We start from the raw sequence: 22,205 nt of genomic DNA, 5'->3' as shown, positions 1-22,205 counted from the left end.
GAAAATTTATAGCTAAGTAACCGTTATTTTTTTGCCAGATACGTAATGGCATCTACCAAACGGTCCAGATCTTTTAAGGGGGTATATACATGTGGGGCTACTCGTACGCCTTTAATGTTTTCCCATACAATAGGAGAAGTATGAATTTTATATTTGCTGAACAGCGTACTTTCAATTTCTCCAGGCTCCATACCTTCTATCGAAAAATTAGCTAGGGCACAAGAATACGCAGGTTTTAGGGAAGTATTAAGTTTAACTCTAGGCATACTTTCTACTTTTTCGGCCCAATAATTTTTCAAATACCGCAGCCTTTCTTCTTTGCGTTTATTGCCTATAGCATGTTGGAAATTTACTGCCTGGCCTATTGCCTGCTCAATGGGAAAGGAACGGGTACCTAATACCTCAAACTTGCGAATATCGTCTGCCTGTGGATTATTGTTGGGAAACAAGGGCCATAAACTCTTGATTTTGTCCTTTTTTACATACAACATGCCAGAACCAATAGGTGCAGATAACCATTTGTGTAAACTGGTTCCATAATAATCGCAATCTAGGTCTGGTATTTTATAGTCCAGGTGTGCAAACGTATGGGCACCATCTACCAATACTTCTATTCCCTTAGCTTTTGCTGCAGTAGCAATTTTTTTCACAGGTAAAATCTGGCCTGTCCAATTAATCATATGCGTGATCATCACTACTTTAGTGCGAGGGGTAAAAGCCTGCGTAAATTGCTGCACAATAGTTTCCTCATTTTCTATAGGCAGTTCCAGGTTAATAAAATTAAGTTTTATACCTTCCCGCATCTCCCGTTGTTTCCAGGCTTGAAGCATATTGGGATAATCTTGTTTGGTGAGTACCACCTCATCGCCCTTTTTTAAATTCAAGCCTAATATAACTGTACCTAATGCTTCAGTAGCATTGCGGTTTATAGCTATTTCCTCTAGGCTGCATCCGGCAAGGTCAGCTAGTTTCATGCGTAATGATTCTCTGCCTGCATCCAGAATACGCCACATGAAATACGAAGGGCCTTCATTCGATAAGCGATTATATCGTTCCACAGCGTCCTGCACAACGGATGGCTGCGGACTAACGCCTCCATTATTTAAGTTGATAATATTTGGAGAAACAGTATAGGCTTGTTGAATAGTATGCCAGTATTCTTCATTCCGGGCAGCTTCAGCAGGGGTAAGATCTTGGATAATTTTTTCAGCTTCTTGTATGTGCGGAATTGCCAAAGCATTTAAGATTGGTGTGACAGATAAGGCACCTGCCAGCGAACCTGCTTTTTTGATAAAACTTCTTCTATTGTTCATAGTCAAAACAGCTATAATAAAATTCTGATGAATATAGAGAAAATATTGTCCAGATTTTAAGATATAACTCGGCTTACTTACAATAAATTTTAATTCTAGCCTTTATACAAAATAGCCTATTAAGTGCAAACTAACTTCTGAAATATATGATTATTGCTAATGTTATATTTTAGTGGCTTATTTTGCTAGTAGATTTACTTTTTGTCCATTTCTTACATTAAGTAGAAGAGATATGAGAATGTGAACAATAAAAATGCAAGAGACCAAAAGTAAATGTTTTCGTGAATTATTATGTATTTGAAATTTTATATTTTTTATTACTAATCGGAGCTTTATTATTGACATGGATTATTAGTATGTGTTGGTGTTTTTCAAGTATATAAGGCTGTATAATCACTTACTAGCCAGAATTTATCAGATTGCTTATTGAGTGATGCTTGTTTAAATTATATTTGCGGAACTTCTATTCACTATAAAGCTCAATCCTGTAAATTCATTATAAAATCTACTGTGGAGCACTTTTTGCATCAGCTTTTAACAAATATAAAATATATTACTTTTAATGGTCGCTATATATCGAATGAGATATTTACTAGTTTCTGGGAATGTATAACTTATACTTTTTAAACCTATTCTCCTAGAAATATTACATATTCTATTTGAAATATACAACCATAATGGCCTTCGGATACAAGGCATCAAATACTAAAGTATGTCTAAGATTACAAAAGCAACAAGCGGTTTATTATGGGTTTTACTAGGCATATTAGCGCTTGTTTTCTTTCTATACGGATTTATAACAGAAGTACAGGTAGACAATTTGTTGTTGTTTGTATGCTTAACAGTTGGCTTAGGTTTCAAGATTATAAGTGTATTATATGAATGGTATCATTATGTAGCCATACGCCCGGTAACTGTTCAACAGCCAAGTAAACAATGGACAGTAGATATGCTGACCACCTCTTGTCCGGAAGAGCCAAGGGAAATGATTGAACAAACACTAAGAGCCATGGTTGCAGTTCAATATCCGCATCAAACTTACCTCTGTGATGAAGGCAATGATCCATGGCTGCGAGACCTATGTCAGCAATTGGGTGTGCATCATATAACCAGGCAAACACGGGAAAATGCAAAAGCCGGCAACATTAACAATGGCCTTAAAAATGCAACCGGAGAATTATGTGTGATTTTAGATCCGGACCATGTACCGGCACCTGATTTTTTTGATGGGTTACTCCATCATTTTGACGATCCGCAAATAGGCTATGTACAGATAGTGCAGGCCTATAAAAATCAATCAGAATCTTTAGTAGCACAAGCAGCCGCCCAACAAACCTATCTGTTTTATGGGCCTTTGATGCAGGGTATGAATCAATATGGTACTGCTCAAGCTATCGGAGCTAACTGTACTTTTAGACGGCAGGCATTGGATTCTATTGGAGGGCATGCCGCCGGACTCACAGAAGATATGCATACCTCCATGCTTTTGCATGCTAAAGGATGGAAATCAGTATATGTACCTAAAATTGCTTCTTATGGGCTTGTTCCAAGTAGTTTATCTGCATACTATAAGCAACAATTGAAATGGGCAAGAGGTACGTTTGATTTGTGGCTGCATGTTTTGCCGAAACTGCTAGCGCAACTTACCTGGAAGCAAAGGCTGCATTATAGTATACTTCCTTTATATTATCTATTTGGGATAGTTACCTTCCTTGATATAGCAATTCCGGTATATTCATTAATTACAGGTGATTACCCCTGGCTGATGAATCCGGCTGTATTTTTTCTTTATTTCACGCCTTACTTTTTATGTAGTCTGTCTATTAGATTATTTGCTCAGCGTTGGTTATATGAACCCCACGAACATGGCTTGCATTTGTTAGGAGGTATATTAAGAACCGGCACTTGGTGGGTATATATTGTAGGCTTCGTCTATACTTTACTAAATATTAAAGTACCTTACATTCCTACTCCTAAAGAGCATAATTCTAAAAATGAGTTTCGGTTGGGTTTGCCTAATCTGCTGTTAGCCATTATTAGCCTAGCCGCGGTGGTGTATGGGTTAAACAGAGATTGGCAGCCTTATAGCTTTCTCATGGCTACCTTTGCTGCTTGCAATGCTGTTGTATTACTCCTGGCATTCTTAATGGGACAGACTTCATGGTTTGACAGTTTGAAGAATATTTATCGCAGACGGTTGTTTAAAACCATCACTATAAAGTGGGGAACTCAGCTGAAACTTACTAGAGCTGCTATTCCATTAATTGTTATATTGCCTATTACTGTATCATTACTTTTTATATCGTCAGTCGATGAATCAGCAACTACTTCATTGGTATCACAGGTAAATAAAACTCCGAAAAAATCAACCGGAGGATTTTATACAGGTATTTATATGCCTGCTGTAGATCAAGAGAAATCCATAACTTCTGTTAAGCAAGCAGAGCAGGAAGCTCAGCATTCTTTTTCAATAGTGTCTACTTATCTTTCTTGGGGAGACAGTCCGCTGCCAGACACTTTATGGAAAGAGATTATACAAAAAGATGCTATTCCTATGATAACATGGGAGCCATGGACTAATCTATTTACAAAGTATACCAATCATCCAGATATTAGCCAAAACCGTAAAGTATTTTTCTATATAACCAAAGGATACTTTGATGCTTATATTGATACAATGGCTATAACTTTACGTTCACTTGGCCATCCGGTATATCTGCGCTTTGCCCATGAAATGGATAATCCTATGTATCCATGGTCAACTACCGGAGGGAACTCACCTGAAGAGTTTATTGCTGCTTGGAGATATGTACATAACCGTTTTGAAGCGCTAGGTGTACAAAATGTAACCTGGGTGTGGAATCCTTTGAAGCCATCTGCCATTGATACATACTTTCCAGATGATAAAAGCTATAAAGATAGTTGGTATGTAGACTGGGTAGGAATTACCTGTCTGAATTATGGCAAAGCAAATTCAAACCAAGCCTGGTACACGTTTGAGCAATTATATACTCCTTTTCAGGATAAGTTAAAGAAAGCTAAACTTAATTTGCCTGTTATGCTCGCTGAGTTTGGCTCTACCTCCTATGGTGGAAATGCTACTACCTGGGTTATTGATGGGCTACAGAAAATACAGTCAGGTTACCCAGAGATTCGTTCAGTTGTATTGTTTCATAGTGATAAAGATAAAAATTGGATTACTAACTGGCGCCCAACAGAGGAATCTGCTGTCATAAACTGGACCAATAATTTATCTGCTTTTTCAAATATTCTTAAAGGGTTGAATGCTGTAAAGATGCCTGCCTTTACTCGGGATACTACCCAAACAATATCCAAAAATAAAAATATAAAGGGGAACTCAGGGAGTTTTACGTGGGAGGTTAATGGTAAACCCATTTACATAAAAGGCGTATGTTATAATCCTGCACATGATTGGAGAGATGGCTTTTATCCCCTAACACGAAAGCAATTGGAGCATGATTTTAAGCGAATCAAAGCTATGGGAGCTAATACTATCCGAAGATATGAGCCTGGTATATACGACCGCAATATTTTAACAGTAGCAGCAGAGCAAGGGTTGTATGTGATGTATGGATTTTGGTTTGATCCGGCTATTGATTACTTCAAAGACTCTGTTGCGGTAGCCAATTATGAAAAAGAAGTAATAGACTATGTAAAGCAATACAAAGATCGGAAAAATATTATAGCCTGGAATATCGGGAATGAAAGCTGGGGTTTATTAAAAAAACACTTTAATAAGCCATATCTTACTATTAACCGAAGAGCCTATCTACATTTCCTTGAACGCATTGCTGACAAAATACATGAAATAGACCCCGATAGACCTGTTTTTGCATCTGAAGAACATTTTGAACTGGCTAGTACTATCTATGAAATGCGGATGTATGCTCCTTCCATAGATGTTATTGGAATTAATTCTTATTATGAAGCTAAGATAGAGAGCCTGCAATCTGTTTTTTCAAAGTTCGATACGCTTCGGCCCTATGTTGTTACTGAATTTGGACCAAAAGGCTATTGGGATAGTGATTTAAGCGACATGCGGAATGATTCTCTTTTGATTGAGGTATCGAGTGTAGCAAAGGCTAAATGGTACAAACATCAATGGATTGAATACATAGAAAAAAATAAAGGAAATAATTTAGGTGGGTTTGCATTTAGCTGGCGCGATCGATATGAAGGAACAGCCACCTGGTTTGGGATAACTGATTATAAAGGAAGATTAAAGCCTGCATATTATTATTTACAAGGTGTTTGGTCAGGAAAAACTAATCACAGCAATCAACATCCTGATCTTACCATAGTTGGTTCATGGTATCCAGCAAAAGCAGGAGATGAAGTGTGGGTTTCTGCAGGTATCAGTAATGGTTATCCGGGGAGGTTACAATATGAATGGGAAGTATATGAAGAAGAGACCTGGAAACGCGTATCAATTATTGAAAATAAAATATATAATGATAGGTTTATAAAGGTAATTATACCTAATAAAAAACACCACTATAGAGTATATGTGCATGCCACAGATTCAGTTGGAAATGTAGTAACAGCTTCCCGACCTCTTGCTATTGAATAATCACATTGTTTCAAGTTTAGAGAGATTTGCTGTAGCTGGAATATAGCTGATTTTAATTTTATTGTTAATATGATATTGAAAAACTGGATTTACAGAAGTTTTTTTGGGCTATTCTTACTGTTACTTGTACCTGTTATTGCTTTGGTTATTTATCATATACCAACTAAGAAACCTATACAAAATCCAACAGTAGAAATTAAACAAGAAGGAAGCAAATATATCCTCTTCCGACATGGTAAGCCATATTTTATTAAGGGGGTCGGTGGACATGATTATATGGAAAAGATTTCTTTGTACGGGGCAAACTCAATAAGGACTTGGCGCACAGATAAAGCAGAACAAATTTTAAATGAAGCAAATAAATATGGACTTACCGTTACTTTAGGTTTAGAGGTGGGAAATGAATGGTGGGGCGAAAACTTTGATTATCTAAATTTTGAAGATGTTGATCAAAAAATTGAAGAATTAAAAGAAATTGTAGAATGCTATAAAGATCATCCTGCTCTTTTAATGTGGAATGTAGGAAACGAAGTACATTTATTTGGTGGTAACCAGTTAATAGTTTTGTATACTATTAATCGTATAGCTAAAATGATTCATGAAATGGACCCAAACCATCCTGTTATGACATCTGTACCGCTGGGGCCGAATTTCAATAAACGTGGCATTATGCGTTTGCTTTGTCCTGATTTAGATGTTCTTGGAGTTAATGGCTTTTCTAAATTACATCGGGTGCATAAAGACACACGCAGCATATTTGGCTGGAATAAACCTTATATATTGACTGAATGGGCTGCACCCGGTCCTTGGGAAATGAATTCGACCTATTGGGGAGCACCTATAGAATTAAGTAGTACACTCAAAGCACAATATATAGATAAATATTGGACTGTATTGTCAAAGGATACGAGTTTATATTTAGGAGGATATGGGTTTTATTGGGGACAAAAATATGAGCGTACACACACCTTTTTTAGCCTTTTTTCTAAAGATGGATATGAAACTGAATCTGTACAAGTTTTAAAAACTAAATGGAGTGGTAAAAGTATTGACAACTGGGCTCCAAAAATAGATTCTGTTATTATACATACAGTGCCTAACCAAGATAATCAATACTTATTAGCTAGTAAAAAGTACCAAACTAGTATCTATGCTCAAGATCCTGAAAATGATACATTAACTTACAAATGGGAGCTTAGACATGAAGGCAAAGACAATTTCAATCCAGGAGAATACAATCATGACTTAAGCTTTTTACTTTCAAATAATTGTACACAATCTATAAGTTTTGTGTCGCCAAATCAGGAAGGAGGATATAGATTGTTTGCATATGTGTATGATGGACATGCCCATGTAGCTACATATAATATTCCATTTTATGTATTAATACAATAAAAAATTGGAAATTCCTGGACTAATATCAAAAAAATTCAATAGTGTGCGTAACTATGCGTTCTAATGTGTAATTTTATCAAATAAATATTTTCATGAGTTCTTCATTATTGACTAAGGTAAATCACTTTTATTGTTATCTTCTGCTTGCATTACTACCTCTACTAAGTAATTGTATTTCGAACAAAAAACTTATGTATTTTCCGGATGCACAATTTAGTACAGAAGCTATCACTCCCATAGAAAACAATTTTCCGGGTAATTACCGTTTACAGCCACGTGATATTATATCTGTTAAAGTAAAAACCTTAGATCTTGAATCTTCTGAATATTTTAATATAGAAACAGGACGAGGATTTAATAACTTCAATCCTGCTAGTATCTACCTAAGTGGATATTCTTTGGATGATAAGGGCAATATTAATTTACCTGAAGTGGGTTTAGTGAATGTAAATGGCTTAACAATTGTAGAAGCACAAAATAGGATACAAGAATCTTTAAGTAAGTATCTGAATAAAGCTACTATTTTAGTGAAATTAGTTAGCTTTCGAATTACAGTGCTCGGGGAAGTTCGAAATCCAGGGCAATATTTCGTTTATAACGACCAGATTACTTTGTTAGAGGGTTTAGGAATGGCAGGAGATCTTACTGAGTTTGGGAACAGAGAAAATGTGACACTAATTCGCCAAAGCAATCAAAAATTAGGAGGTATCAGACTCAATTTAAGAGATGAGAATCTACTATCATCCAAATTCTATTATTTACAGCCGAACGATGTGCTATATGTGCAGCCATTGAAAGTTAAAAACACCCGGAGTAATTTAAGCACATTAAACATTGTTAGTATTATTGTTGGTTCAGTATCAACCGCCCTGGCAATATTTTTTACAATAAGAAATCTTAATTAATGCGTATTATGGAGCATATTGATGTTAAAATTGTCTTAAGAAAACTTTTACGCAATTGGTATTGGTTTGCCTTATCAGTAATTATCTGCTTAGGTGCGGGATTCTATTACTTAGCTACTACTAATAGTGAGTATGTGGTAACTTCTACTCTCCAGTTAAAAGATCAAGGTTTAGCTAATAAAGGTTCTTCTAAAGAACAGTTCTTGAAAGGATTTGAACTTTTAGAGTCAGGTTCCGAATTACAGGACGAAATCGGAGTGCTTACTTCATACGCTACTATTAAACAATCTCTTGAGAATCTAGGCCATGAAGTTGAGTATTATCAATATCCTAATATCTTAGGTAAAGTTGGAGAAAAGTTTGCTAAACCTCTCTACCCTGCTCCATTCAAAGCAGAATTAGATACGGCAAGCTGGCACTTAATGTATACGCCTATTTATGTGTCATTTTTGGAGGGCCAAATGTACCGTGTTAAGATAGAAACAAAAGAAAATGTCCCTACATATTATTACAATATGGTATCTAAAGAAGTAATTCAGAAAGGGTATTCAGTTGTTTTAGATACAATTTTGTCAGTTAAGCATACACTCAAAACGCCCTATATAACTTTAGCTATAAAGGATTTTGATCCAAGTATATTCAAGTCAGATAATGAAAAGTCTTATTATTTTACAATAAATAGTATCGACGACGTAACTAGTTACTGGCGTAATTCACTTATTCATGAGCAGATCACTGAAAAGTCTAATATTACTAAATTAAGCTTAACAACATCTGTACCTAATAAAGGGATAGAGTTTCTGAAATCATTGAACAATGTATACATTCAGAATGATCTCAAAAAGAAAAACCTATTGGGGCAAAAAACAATAGAGTTTATTGATTTTCAATTACAAGGTGTTACCGATTCTTTGCGCACAGCTGAAAAAAACCTAAAAGATTTTCGTGCTAGCAGTCAAGTGATAGACATTGAGAGTGCATCGCATAATCTAGTGCAACAACTTAACGCGCTAGATGAGAAGCAGTCGCAGTTACAAGTACAAACGAAGTATTATCAGTATATAGCGGACTATATGTCTAAAAATGGAGATGTGTCAGACGTTATAGCGCCTTCATCAGTGGGGATACAAGACCCGCTTCTGAATAACCTTCTTGTGGAGCTAAATAAATTGAATGCTGAAAAAATTAGTAAAGGATATGATGGCACTAGTGCTAGCCCTTATATCCAGGTAATTGATAGTAAAATACAGGCAACTAAGAAAACGCTTGCTGAAAATGTAAATAACCTAATTGGAGCTAATAAAATTGCGGTTCAGGAAAATAGTGTGAGAATTAGCGAACTCAAAAAGAAAATGAGTAAGCTACCCGAAAACGAACGCAACTTAGTAGATATTCAGCGTCGCTTTGCATTTAGTGATAATATATATAACTATTTATTACAAAAACGTACAGAAGCAGGAATTGCAATTGCCTCAAATGTGCCTGATAAAACTGTGATTGATGCTCCGAAAATGCAAGGGAAGTTTCCTGTTAGTCCTAATAGAATGTTTGTTCTAATAGTTTCGTTCGTGGTTGGATTAGTTATTCCTGGAGGCGTACTTATGGGCAAGGAATTTTTCCAAACGAAAATAGAAAGTGAAGACCAATTAAAATATTACACAGATATTCCTTTACTTGAGCATATTGCACAACTAAAAAGAAAAGAAGCAAACGATCCTTATGTGGGAAGGAGCTACCTGGCTCATACATTCCGTTATATAAGACATCATATAGATGTACAAATGGTAAAACATCAAGGATCGATAGTAGTAGGAATTACTTCTGCAAAAAGTGGGGATGGAAAAACGTTCTGTTCACTAAACTTAGCCATTTCTTATGCACATTCAGGCCGGAAAACTCTGTTAATTGAAGCCGATTTACATAAGCCTGCCCTAGCGGAATACTTGAAATCTAAAACAGAAATCCAAGCTGGTTTAGGAGAATATCTTTTATCAGGAAAACAACCTGGAATAGTTGAAACAAACTATCATGGTTTGGACCTGCTGAAAGCTGGGCAGTTGCAAGAGAATCCTTCTGATCTATTATCTCATCCTCGTCTAGCAGCTTTGCTTGATACTTTAAAGGAGCAATATGAAGTAATCATTGTTGATACTCCTCCTGTGGGTATAGTAGCAGATTATCTTTTGTTAAGCAGATACATCAATTGTACATTGTTTGTAGTCCGGCATGAACACACCGAAAAAGACGAGATCAAACGTTTAAACAAAATTATACAGCAGCATCAACTTGTGGGGTATATGATTTATAACGGTGCAATAATATCTCGTGACCATGAAGATTATTATGGGAAAGAATCAAAGAAGGGTAATTATGCAAGTAAATAAAGACTTTTATAATACTTTCATTGATTAATAATATCAGGTTTATTTAAATATCTAAGTAAACCTGATATTTTCAAGACTCACCTATTTTTTATAAACAGTCTTCTATCTTGAAAGGCTTTCAAAATATTAACTAATCTTCTTAAAAAAGACACTGTTATTTTTGTAAAAAGATAACAGTGTATGGTAGTAATAATAAGAATTACCGATTCAAATGGTGCATTACAAAGAAATTTATATAAAGGCAATGGTAATCATCTGAGTCCTGAAGAGGGTCTACTATGGGCTACAATTAGTATCATCAGTATAAGTAAAAAACAGCTTGTAGGATTTATTTAATAATAGGATAGAAAGAAAGTTAAAGAACCTTTATTTCGATAATGCTATTATTTACTCCTTGCTAAGATTCGTTTTACTGTAATTACAAAAATATTTTGATTCGAAAATTCAACAGAATGAAGTAGCTATTAATAAACTAATATTTATTGCCCAGTGAAAGGTTAGCTATTACACAAAATATCATTACTCATTCTTTAAATTTAAAATCGAGATAATACTTAGTTGCAACTATTTTATTTATGTATTCATATTCTAAATTAATCAGCCAGGGAAAAACCATTTTCAAAGAGAATACCAATATAAGAAAATACTTATTTAATACTTCTTGGCTATTTTTTGAAAGAATAACCAGAATGGTTTTAGGTTTATTTATTGGAGTATGGATTGCAAGATATTTAGGACCTGAGCGTTTTGGTTTATTGAGTTACGCACAGAGTTTTGTTGGTCTTTTTGGAGCTATAGCTACTCTTGGTTTAGATAACATTGTAATAAGAGGCTTAATAAAGGGTAATATTCAAAAAGAAGTCCTATTGGGAACAGCCTTTATCATGAAGCTAATAGGTAGTTTCTTTTGCTTAACTTTCTTATTTGTTGCTATCAATCTTACTCCTAATGATGCATATACAAAACTGTTAGTTCTTATTGTTGGGTCATCTACAATTGTCCAGAGCTTTAATGTAATAGACTTTCATTTTCAGTCAAAAGTGCAGTCGAAATATGTTGTGTATGCTCATTTTTTGATGATTATTGTAGGTACGCCTATAAAGTTAGCTTTACTTATTTATGAAGCGCCTCTTGAATATTTTGCTGCTACCAACGTTTTGGAAAGTGCTCTCACATCTGTTGGCTTGATATATTTTTACAAGCAACAAAAAATGAGCTTTCGAAACTGGAAGTTTAGCAAACCAGTAGCTATTTCACTTCTTAAAGAAAGTTGGCCTTTAATATTCTCTAGTATATCAATATATATCAGTCTTAGGATAGATCAAGTAATGTTAAAGAATATGTTAAATGAAACCAGTGTAGGATTTTACGCCGTGGGTGTTAAACTTGCTGAAGTATTTAACTTTATTCCAATGTTGATTTGTCAATCTATTTATCCGAAGATTATAGAAATAGATGTTCAAAAAGAAAGACAAAAAATTATCTATATTATAAGGTATGTCTTTCTATTACTAGTTGGCTTTGCAATTGTAGTGAATATAATGTCCTATTTTGCGATCTATTACTTATATGGGCAAGAATATCTGCCAAGTAAAGTTGTCGTAGATTTTTTAATCTGGTCAGTACCTGTGACATATTTGAATATGATTAATAATCAACTTTTGTTAAAGCTAAATAAGAATATTACCATTTTGTCACGACAACTATCTTTGGCTGCAATAAATATTTGTTTTAACTTAATTCTTATTCCAAGATTTGGTATTATGGGAGCGGCATTAGCTACACTGTGTGCTGATATATGTGTCTTCTTCTTTGAATTATTTTCACCAAGCAGAAGGTGGATATTCTATTTAAAAGCCCAAGCTGTTTCTTTTATTCCTTTTAAATAATTGAACTGTTGTTGATTAATAATGCAAAAGCCAGAGAAAATTTTATGAAGATATTAACTATAGTATATAATTTAGGTAAAGGTGGCACACAGAGGGCAGCTCAAAATTTTTGTGAGGCATATAATAAATTAGGCTATGAAAGTAAAATTCTTGCTATGTATGAAGGAGGGTTTAGGCGAGAGGAGTTAGAAAATGAACAAATTAAAGTTTGGGTAACTAATTCTGATTCCAACTTAATGGAAATCAAAAATTGGAATCCTGATGTAATACACATCCATAGCCATAAACTTGAGAAAAAAGATATATTTTCAATAAAAGAGAAATGTAATCAAGCCAAAATTGTTGAAACAAATGTTTTCTCATATCCATCTCCATTTACAGAGGTAGTAGATATAAGTTATCAATTAGCTGAATGGTGTAGGTTTTTATATGAGGTCCGTGGGGGATCTAATGCTAAAAGTGTAGTAGTGCCCTATCCGGTGAAAGTAAGCAGTTTCTTTAAGGCTAGCCCCCAAGAGTGCGCTACCTTTAAATCTAAGTACAATATACCACAAGATGCTTTTATCTTCGGGAGAATTGGACAACATTTTTTAGGGAAATGGTCACTTTACCTAATTGATGTATTTGAAAGATTTATAAAAGAACAAACAGAAGAGGCTTATTTACTAATAGTTAACCCTCCAAAAGCTATAGTCAGCTATATACACGACCGTAAATTATCAGATAAAGTAATTATAATTGATCAAATTATTGGGGATGATGAACTTAGGAAATGCTATTCTTGTATAGATTTGTTTTTGCATATTGCTAACCAAGGTGAGAGTTTTGGTCTGGTCTTGGCTGAAACTTTACTTTGCGAAACGCCAATAATCGCATTAAATACTCCGTGGGGTGATAATTCACAAGCTGAAGTTATTGGTAATAACATTGGGGGTATATGTACGGATACCGTTGATGAGTTTTACAAAAGTATGGTTAAGTTATATAATGATAGGACGTTATTGCAAAAATTAGGACAAAATGGAAGAAAGCATATAATGTCAAAATATGACTACCTGATCGTAGCTAAGCAAAGTGTAGATATTATCACTCATTACAAAAATGATAATTCTTCTACGCTCTCAACTTTAGAAGTAGTTAAAAAACTCAACTTTGTTAAAAGTCCCCTAGCAATTATACTTTTATGGATTAAGCTGCATAACTCAAAATCACATCGTTTAGTTAATTTTTTGCTGAAAAAGTTGGCAAATTATAATACGAAGAAGCAATTCAAATATATCGAGTCAATCTAGAAATGTATGCTTAATACACCGGTACTACTTATAGTTTTTAATCGTTATGACACTGCATTGCAGGTTATTCAAGTTCTAAGAAGAGTAAAGCCAACCAAATTATATATTGCAGCTGACGGGCCACGAAAGCATAAACCAAATGATGCAAAAGAGTGTGCCGAAACCCGTAAGGTTGTTCTTGATTCAATAGATTGGGATTGCCAAGTTAGTACACGTTTTCGTGATGATAATGTTGGTAGTGGTTTAGGGCCATCAACTGCCGTTACCTGGTTTTTTGAACATGAAGAAGAAGGTATCATACTAGAAGATGATTGTGTACCTAGCGAAAGTTTTTTCTCGTTTTGTACTGAGTTGCTATCTTACTACAGGTATGATGACAGGGTAATGCATATTTCTGGATTTAACATCCAAGGAGGAATTAAGAGAGGAGATGCATCGTATTACTTTTCAAGGTATACGGAGGTTTGGGGATGGGCCTGTTGGAGAAGAGCTTGGAAAATGTTTGACTTTGAAATGAAGGAATACCAAAAGTTTCTAGATTATAAAGGATTAGAATTTATTTTTCCAGACCCTGGCGTTCAGAAAAGATGGATTAAAAATTTTACTAAAATTCTTTCTGAGAAGCCTGCAACCGTTTGGAGTTACCGGTGGATGTATAGTATATGGAAAGAAAATGGATTGTGCATCACTCCAAATATTTCGCTGACAAAAAACATAGGCTTTGATGAAAGAGGGGTACATACTAAATCTGGTAACAATTTCATGGCTAAAATAGAAGCCGGTGCAATTACAGAAATTGTGCACCCGACAATGGTTATTCCTAGCCTTGAAGCAGATGCCGTGACAACAGCTTTACGACACCATCCTCCCTTACTGAAAAGAGCAATATTGAAGATGCAATATATGGTAAAATCCAGCTTCAATGCCTCATGAGAAGAACTTTCGAAATAACTTACTAAAGTGTACAGTAATCCAAAAAGCAATAATCCTTATAAGTGAACCATATCTACAATATAATATCTAATCAAAGAGAGCTTAAATCACTTTAAGCTCTCTTTGATTAGATATAGTTAGCAACATTATTAGATTAGTCTTCTATAATATCCAGAAATATATTGATACAATCGAGTCAGTTAAATATTGCTGATTAATAAGATTCACCTATGCATTTGGTAACTCTAACGCAAGATTTATAAAGTTGTACTATAATGCGTTTAAGGTTGAATATTCTTTATAGGTATACTGTTGTTTTGCATATATTGCTTTATATCACTAAATAGAAAAATATTCTTTTCAATCCATTTTATATCTTTATTCCACCATTGATCAGTTAATAAAAATTCTCTTTCTTCAGGCTCAAAACGGTATTTTATTATTTTGGCAGGTATTCCTCCTACGACAGCGTAAGGAGGTACATCTTTTGTTACTACAGCACCAGCGCCGATTACAGCACCATCTCCTACTTTAATTCCATCAATCAAAATTGCTCTAGATCCAATCCAGACGTCATTTCCAATTATAGTTTGTCGGTACTCTTCAAAGTATGGTCGATCTTTTGCTTGCTTGTCTGATGTGTAAAAAAAAGTAGAGCTAGACACGAAAGTATTTGTAGGATGAATACCCAACCCAGCATAAACCCCTGGCCCAATGGAGCAAAATTTCCCAATAGTTGCATAGTTGAATCTACTGTCTGGACCAATATAACTAAAATCTCCTAGGGTTGTATTTTTAACTATTACATAGTTCTCAATTTTAGATTTATGCCCTAATAGGCTATTGCCATAGACTTTAGCCATAAAGCCTATTTTTGCCGTGGGAAATTTATTTTTAACTCTATATGTATTAAAAATCCATTTTAACCAATAAGTGAAATTATTTTTAAGCAATAGCTTTATCATACTTCTTATTCCCAAGTTGCCTCTTATATAAATGATTATTATAAGAGATTACGATAAAAAAGGTCAATGAAAAAAATAAATAATTATGAATGGTAGTATAGTTCCCAAAATATGTTTCAGAGGTACCTAGAATAATTATATATGTAATAAGGTATGCTAAAGGTAATATTGATGCTTGTCCCTGATTATTCATTTTATTTAGTTGGTTAAATAGTGTAGAGAGTAATAACAGATATATTGTTAATCCTATATAACCAATATCAAAAATAACTTGCAATCCGGTATTATGTGTAACAGAAGAAATTAATTTCTCTTTTTCTGATTCTTTAAAAAATTTTTCTGTCAGATAGTATTTAGTAAGGCCAGCTGCATAAGGCCCATATTCTCCAAATCCTATCATATGTATTGGCTTGAAATCAGCAAGTTCTTTATTAGCAGCCATATATATAAACTTTCTTGAATTTCCGGTAGCAATGTCAGCACCATCGTTTCTAGAGATACTTGAGGCCACTGAAGTACTTGCTGTATATTGCATAGCCGACATAAAAATAATATTGGAAAACGGAATAATCCAAATTATATATCTAAGTAAACTTAGCTTATTGATAGAAGAAAGAAAATATAAACCTCCTACACACAAAAACGAACTAAAAAGAATAGTCCTTGAATCACTCATCAAAACAATAACAATACCAGCAATGGCATATATATACAAGCGTATTTTAACACGCGAAGAATAATTTTTTATATGTTTCAAATAAGAAGTGCTTAAAACAAACAAGTATCCGCCTAATGCACCTATTATACCCGGATGAATGGATGGATTTAAAGTAAACAATATTCTGCGTGTATTAATACCAATAAATCTAAGTGTAGTAGCTGCTGAACTATCAAAGGTAGGGTTTAAGATAAATGACAATACATTGACTATACAAAAAAATCCTAACACATTTATTATGAGCATTATAAATTGACTCTCAATCGACCTATGCCTCTGATTTTCATTTTCGTATTGATAAAATAAATAGAGAAAGAGTGGCATCAGTATAATTATAGATGCATTTTTTACAATTGAAAGATTGGTGTTAAGAAAACTATGTGTCCTAAATAAACTTATAATAAATAGTGATAGGAGCAATAAGAAAAGCACCATACCCTTTACATTAACTAGAGGCGTATAGTAAATTTTCGAACTTCTAATAGGAAAATATCTTAGACATCCCAAAGCTAGAATTAAAATGCTTGCAGCATCCCATAGCTTATCACTTCCAAAGAAGGAGGATGGATCAAATATGATAATACACAGAAAAATAAAGAAAAAGGGCATAAATCTCTTAAAGTTCGGATTCTTGTTTCTTAATTTAATTATATGTTCTTTTTATTGCCCGGCTCCATCTACAACTTTCAAATTCACTACCACAGTATGTTGTACAGTTCCTTTGTAATGATTAATTTTTAATTCATCTATAGATTTGATAAATTGATCACAGTGGCTAATTATTTTATTGATTGTATTAACAAGTAAACAGTATTTACTCTAAAAGATTCCTGTTTTTAATAACAGCACTTTTACTAAGAATACAACTAATTAATTCTTGATTTAACTTTCTATCCTTCACACAAGAAACAAGGTTATGAGATAGTAGTATGTTTTACTACAAACAGAGCTATGCTTATTAGCTTGTTACGATGTCACAGTTCTTTTTAATAATCGATATTTAACGTGCCTATAACCTTCCAGAATATGAAGTTTACCTAACCACTCTATCAGATAAGCTTTAACGTAAAAGCATGAAAAGTATATAATTCCTATTGCTCGGTGGGTACTGTCAAAATCAGTGCGTGCAATCTTAAGTTTCTCCCGTGCAGCTCTGTGTATATTCTTAAAGCTATATCCCCCCTCTACATATTCAACTAAACTAGAAGGTACAAAGTGTATTTTATTTAAACATTGTCTGCTATTATAATACCTGATCAGCCACTGATAATCTGCTGTTACTTTATAAGAATAATTGTAGGGGCCAATTTCTCTGAATATAGATGTTTTATAAAAAATTGCCTGATGGCAGAAGGGTACCGAGGTAAACAGATTGGATGTAGTAATTTTGTCTCCCTTAATAAATTTCAATTGACTACTTGCACTACTTAATCGTACAGCTTGCCCATAAATTATTTCGATTGAATTTTGCTTGTTATTCTCATCTGCAATCTGTTCAAGAACAGTAGAAATATAATAGGTATCTCCTGCATTCAAAAAATTTATAAACTCTCCTTTAGCATGTACTACACCTTTGTTCATTGCATCGTATATTCCCTTATCTGGTTCACTTTTCCAAAGGGTAATATGTTGCTGATATTTTCTGATAACATCTAATGTGTTATCCTTGGAGCCTCCATCTATAACGATATATTCATAGTTGCGGTATGTCTGGCTAATAACACTTTTTATTGTTTTCTCCAGATTCACAGCATCATTATAAACTACAGTAATTATGCTAAACTGTGGTGTTTTGTTCATTCTTTTATGTTAAAGAGAATATATCTTCCAATTGCTTATAGTGTATCTGTGAAGTAAATTTACTAAGATAAATTTTTCTGCCCTCATTGCCCATTTTGTCTCTTAACGGTTTGTTATTTATCAGTATTTCAAGCTTCTCAGCTAATGCTATTGCATTTTTGGGTGGTACAAGAAATCCATTTACACCATCTTGTACTACAGAAGGAACTCCTCTCCACCGCGTAGCAACTACAGGAATCTTGAATTGCATAGCCTCCAATGCCACTAATCCAAATGTCTCTGCTTCAAAAAAAGTAGGAAAACAGAATATATCGGCTTTGTTAAAAGTCAGATATTTCTGTGTACCAGTTTGTACGCCTAAAAAGTCTATATAACTCTGCAAGCTATACTGGTCTATGTAAGCAAATACTTTACTTCTGAATGCCTCCGATTCAAATCTGCCCATAAACTGCACCTTAAATTGACAACCTGGCTTTACTAACAACTTTATTGCTTCCAATAAAATCATAACTCCTTTACTTTCACACAATACACCTACACTTAGTATTGTGATTGTATGATGCTTATCCTTTATAGTATTTAAGTAAGGTGTTGCAAAATCATCTAAGCCATTAGGAACAATATATTCTTGTTTGCTCTTTAGGTGTTTTCCATCTTCTGGATTAAATTCTGAAAGCCGAATACAGATGTCTGGATAAAAATAAGCTTTCTCAAATAAAAATCTTAGCAACCCCTTCAATTGTGGATGCATTTCAGATATTCCTGCTGCGTGAAAATGAAATATAGTAGTTTTAAATAACCATCTGGTTGCATTAAGAACAACTATATCACGAAACATAGGTACCTGCAGGGGAGGGGCAGGAGGGTAATATAAAGTATGTATATTGAATCGTAAACGGTAGTAATAGATATTTAAAATTAGTTGTATAAGCTTTATTAATTTGCCAGCTTTAAATTTACCTATCTCATCCATATCGGAAGAAAATGACATCCGAACGTGATATAGCTTTACTTGATTAAATTTATTTTGTAGCATTCTTTCAATCATGATAGCCTGGCCTCCATGCGGTGGCGGAGTTTGGCCTACAACCAAAATTTTTGTTTTTTTCACGACTTTTGTTAAATGCTTTTTTAATTTATTTATACTTAACTATTCTAAGTATGCATATGATTAAAGAAAATTGCATACTTATGAATACATTAAAACTCTCAACTGTAAATTCATAGAGCACAATTCTATTTCAAGTACTATTTAGTGATCTTATTCTTTGCTTATAATAATACTGAAGACCAAAATATTTGTTAATATATTTATATAATAATCTATGTTATGAAGTATGCTCTATAAACATATTTCTATTCGTATTTTATTAAGTTAGACAACCGTATTACTTCAAACAATGCATAACGCTTACTAGTATCATTGTATGTAGTTTAAGTCTCTAAAGTGAATTCCTTCAGTAGTAAAATTAAATAAATTTTTTGGAGGGGTATTGTATTATAGGTTGGAGTAGTTGTATATATCCATTAACTAAGATTACTCTCTATTAAGGAATTTTACTAAATTAAATTGTGTGATCTATTAATGGCAAATGTAGAAATATATTAATAAAATATTCTACGCTTTAGTAATACGGTGAATTATATACCATCTCTTTTTTTTAATAATCTAATGGTACTCGTTTCTTCCCAGTATCAATTTTTTGATTGTCCTCTAAAGATGGCAAAAATTGTATTAGCCTTAGGATCTGTTAATACATTTTTTATTTTATTGAATATTTTTAGCTTTATTTTTAAGAAACAATAACATGCAGTTGTACATAATGATCTTCCAGTAATAGTATAACAATACAAACAAATCTAAAAAATGAATTAACCCGCCTTTAACTAATACACATGTTACTTATAGTTATTTGGTTTAAGCTTTCAATAAGATTTTCTCAGAATCTGCAACCCTCAATTTCTTTTTAAAAATAGAGGCATTGTTACTTTCTGTATAATACCAATTTACAATTTCTTTTACACCCGCCTTCATTGTATATGGAGGCTGACCTAAATATTGATAGGTTTTATCTATAGGTGTTAAATAATCCTGAGTCATGCTATTAAACCGGGTACTAGTAATTGGAAATGAAATATTAGATTTTTTTAATATATCACCAATTATGGCTAAGCTCTTTACACATATAGTTGGTATTATTCTAGCCGATTTGCCTGTAAGTTCAAATGATACGCATTGTACCCAATCAAGCAAGTTAACGGGCTTATCTCCCACATAAAATACTTGCTGATGTACTTTTTCTGCTGGAGACTCTAATATTTGTTGTATTTGCCACACTACATTTTTAACATATCCATAAGCTCGGTAGACATTCTTTTTTGAAGGATGAAAATACAAACCCTTTCTCATCACTTTAAACATCACATCTCTGTATCGCAAAGACCATGGCCCCCATATAGTTTGTGGACGGATAATAGTCCAGACGCAATCTAAGTTTGCTTCCCGCGTATATTTTTCTGTAATTACCTTGCTTACACCATACAAAGTAAAGGGCTGATAGTCATAATCATGTTTAGGAAGATAACCGGCTTCGCAAACAAACATAGTTGATGTTATAATTGCTCGTTTAACACTAGGCGTTCTGTTTATACATTCCAATACATTTTTTGTCCCTTCTGTATTCTGTGCATATTCATTTAAATCTCCATTTAAATCATAAATATCTGTGTCTGTACGAGCTGCTAAATGGATAACAGCTGTTGGCTGATAGGAGGAGAATATTTCTTGTAAAGTTTCCTTATCCATAATATTGCATTCTCTCCAGAATGGCAAATGGTCAGGATCCAGCGGAGGATTCCAATCAACATTTAAAAAAGAAATACCTTTCTCCAGACAATCATTAACTAAGTTTGTGCCAATAAAACCAGATGCGCCAGTGATCAGAATTTTCATTTGTATAAATAATAATTATATATAATAGAACTTAAAATTAACTTTATTTCATTGAAGAAATTATCTCTACTCTTTAAATGAAATGTTGTGCTTAGCCAAATAGTTAATGCTTAATGACACTAAGTTGTTTGTGTACTCTATTAACATAAGCAAGATTAAACGATTTGGGGTTTAACCATTCTATGAAGAATTTTTTTTATCTATTAATGCGTATGAAGTAAATTTCGTAACATCATTTTATAGCAAGGTAGCTAAGATTATATTCTCTTGTAAAGTGTCTCATTCGCAGAGACAAAACTATATCGGGTGTTTTGTATTAAATTAAGTGCAATAATATACATTTACTAACCGAGTATGGGCTAATAGAGTATATAAGATGATCCAACAAGAATCTATATTTTGGGTTTTGCTCAACAATAAGATTATTGATTAGTATTATAAGCATTGAGCTAATATAAGTCAACAAAAGTTTGAATGTGCAATTAAATGATTGTTGCTGACTGCTGGTTTTTTTATTTTGCTTCATCCTGTAGTTAATGGACAATTTTTCGGCTTAAACAAATAAATTCTTATTAAAATCAGCTATAGGGTAATAAATTATTTGGTTTACTATAAAGCATCAAAACTCTGACATTTATTTACTTAAAATATAGTATCGAAGATTCCCTCTATTAGAGGCTATTATGCTTGTTAAGTCAACTGATGTTTACTACTTTCTTCGAAATCTTAAAAGCAAAATTATCTCCAAAAATATATTTATCTATAACTTTTGCAAAATACATTCAATTGGATAACTATAATATTGAAAATATCATAGTAAATATTTATAAAAGTATAGCATCTAATGTATCTAACAAGCTCTGTATAACATATAATACAGAATTTTATTCTACTTTACTACGAAAAGCCATATTTATTGTTATCTAAAGAATCAAGTTTACTCTACAATTTATTTAAATCTAAACAAAACGGCCTGTGTTTAACAGGCCGTTTTGTTTAGTACTAGGTAGCCTATTTTTTAACTACCCGAATGAGTTCCGCAGGTTGATCCCCAGCTTGCAGTTTGA

General features: G+C 33.5%; 13 protein-coding genes. 7 read left to right on the top strand and 6 right to left on the bottom strand.

What is annotated here, in order from left to right; genetic code table 11:
* Positions 1–23: 23 nt before the first annotated feature.
* On the bottom strand, positions 24–1,313 hold the full coding sequence (locus Q0590_RS33415) for an aminotransferase class V-fold PLP-dependent enzyme (protein ID WP_302042021.1): 1,290 nt from the start codon (positions 1,311–1,313) through the stop codon (positions 24–26).
* A gap of 712 nt (positions 1,314–2,025) precedes the next feature.
* On the opposite strand from Q0590_RS33415, the gene Q0590_RS33410 reads away from it, so the two are divergent.
* From Q0590_RS33410 to Q0590_RS33380, 7 genes are all read left to right on the top strand, one after another.
* Positions 2,026–5,904, top strand: a complete 3,879-nt coding sequence (locus Q0590_RS33410; protein WP_302042020.1) for a glycosyltransferase — start codon at positions 2,026–2,028, stop codon at positions 5,902–5,904.
* Positions 5,905–5,973: 69 nt separating this feature from the next.
* Positions 5,974–7,299, top strand: coding sequence for a glycoside hydrolase family 2 TIM barrel-domain containing protein (locus tag Q0590_RS33405; RefSeq protein WP_302042019.1), 1,326 nt, complete (start codon positions 5,974–5,976; stop codon positions 7,297–7,299).
* Between the two features lie 191 nt (positions 7,300–7,490).
* Positions 7,491–8,204: a polysaccharide biosynthesis/export family protein gene (locus Q0590_RS33400; RefSeq protein ID WP_302042018.1), complete on the top strand. Its 714-nt coding sequence runs from the start codon at positions 7,491–7,493 to the stop codon at positions 8,202–8,204.
* Between the two features lie 8 nt (positions 8,205–8,212).
* Positions 8,213–10,588, top strand: coding sequence for a polysaccharide biosynthesis tyrosine autokinase (locus Q0590_RS33395; RefSeq protein WP_302042017.1), 2,376 nt, complete (start codon positions 8,213–8,215; stop codon positions 10,586–10,588).
* A gap of 575 nt (positions 10,589–11,163) precedes the next feature.
* Positions 11,164–12,477 (top strand): flippase, encoded by a 1,314-nt coding sequence (locus tag Q0590_RS33390; protein WP_302042016.1) that lies wholly within the window; start codon positions 11,164–11,166, stop codon positions 12,475–12,477.
* Between the two features lie 44 nt (positions 12,478–12,521).
* Positions 12,522–13,769, top strand: coding sequence for a glycosyltransferase family 4 protein (locus Q0590_RS33385; RefSeq protein WP_302042015.1), 1,248 nt, complete (start codon positions 12,522–12,524; stop codon positions 13,767–13,769).
* Positions 13,770–13,775: 6 nt separating this feature from the next.
* Positions 13,776–14,702 carry a nucleotide-diphospho-sugar transferase gene (locus Q0590_RS33380; RefSeq protein ID WP_302042014.1) on the top strand — a complete coding sequence of 309 codons (927 nt, stop codon included), beginning with the start codon at positions 13,776–13,778 and terminating at the stop codon, positions 14,700–14,702.
* A 281-nt stretch (positions 14,703–14,983) separates the two neighbouring features.
* Here the strand turns inward: Q0590_RS33380 and Q0590_RS33375 are convergent, their stop codons facing one another.
* The 5 genes from Q0590_RS33375 to Q0590_RS33355 all read right to left on the bottom strand — a co-directional run bounded on the left by Q0590_RS33375 (position 14,984) and on the right by Q0590_RS33355 (position 21,138).
* Positions 14,984–15,667, bottom strand: a complete 684-nt coding sequence (locus Q0590_RS33375) for a CatB-related O-acetyltransferase (RefSeq protein WP_302042013.1) — start codon at positions 15,665–15,667, stop codon at positions 14,984–14,986.
* A complete protein-coding gene (locus tag Q0590_RS33370; protein ID WP_302042012.1) occupies positions 15,648–16,709 on the bottom strand; it encodes an O-antigen ligase family protein in 1,062 nt (353 codons plus the stop codon). Before Q0590_RS33370 ends, Q0590_RS33375 begins: the two co-directional genes overlap by 20 nt.
* Positions 16,710–17,351: 642 nt before the next feature.
* A complete protein-coding gene (locus Q0590_RS33365) occupies positions 17,352–18,185 on the bottom strand; it encodes a glycosyltransferase family 2 protein (protein WP_302042011.1) in 834 nt (277 codons plus the stop codon).
* A gap of 4 nt (positions 18,186–18,189) precedes the next feature.
* Positions 18,190–19,296 carry a glycosyltransferase gene (locus Q0590_RS33360; protein WP_302042010.1) on the bottom strand — a complete coding sequence of 369 codons (1,107 nt, stop codon included), beginning with the start codon at positions 19,294–19,296 and terminating at the stop codon, positions 18,190–18,192.
* 807 nt (positions 19,297–20,103) lie between these two features.
* Complete coding sequence (locus Q0590_RS33355; protein ID WP_302042009.1) at positions 20,104–21,138, bottom strand: NAD-dependent epimerase/dehydratase family protein; 1,035 nt, start codon at positions 21,136–21,138, stop codon at positions 20,104–20,106.
* Positions 21,139–22,205: the final 1,067 nt, after the last annotated feature.

It is taken from the genome of Rhodocytophaga aerolata, from assembly GCF_030503435.1.
Lineage (GTDB): Bacteria > Bacteroidota > Bacteroidia > Cytophagales > 172606-1 > Rhodocytophaga > Rhodocytophaga aerolata.
Note: the sequence above shows the minus strand (reverse complement) of the source record. Positions and strands in the feature narration are given on the sequence as shown.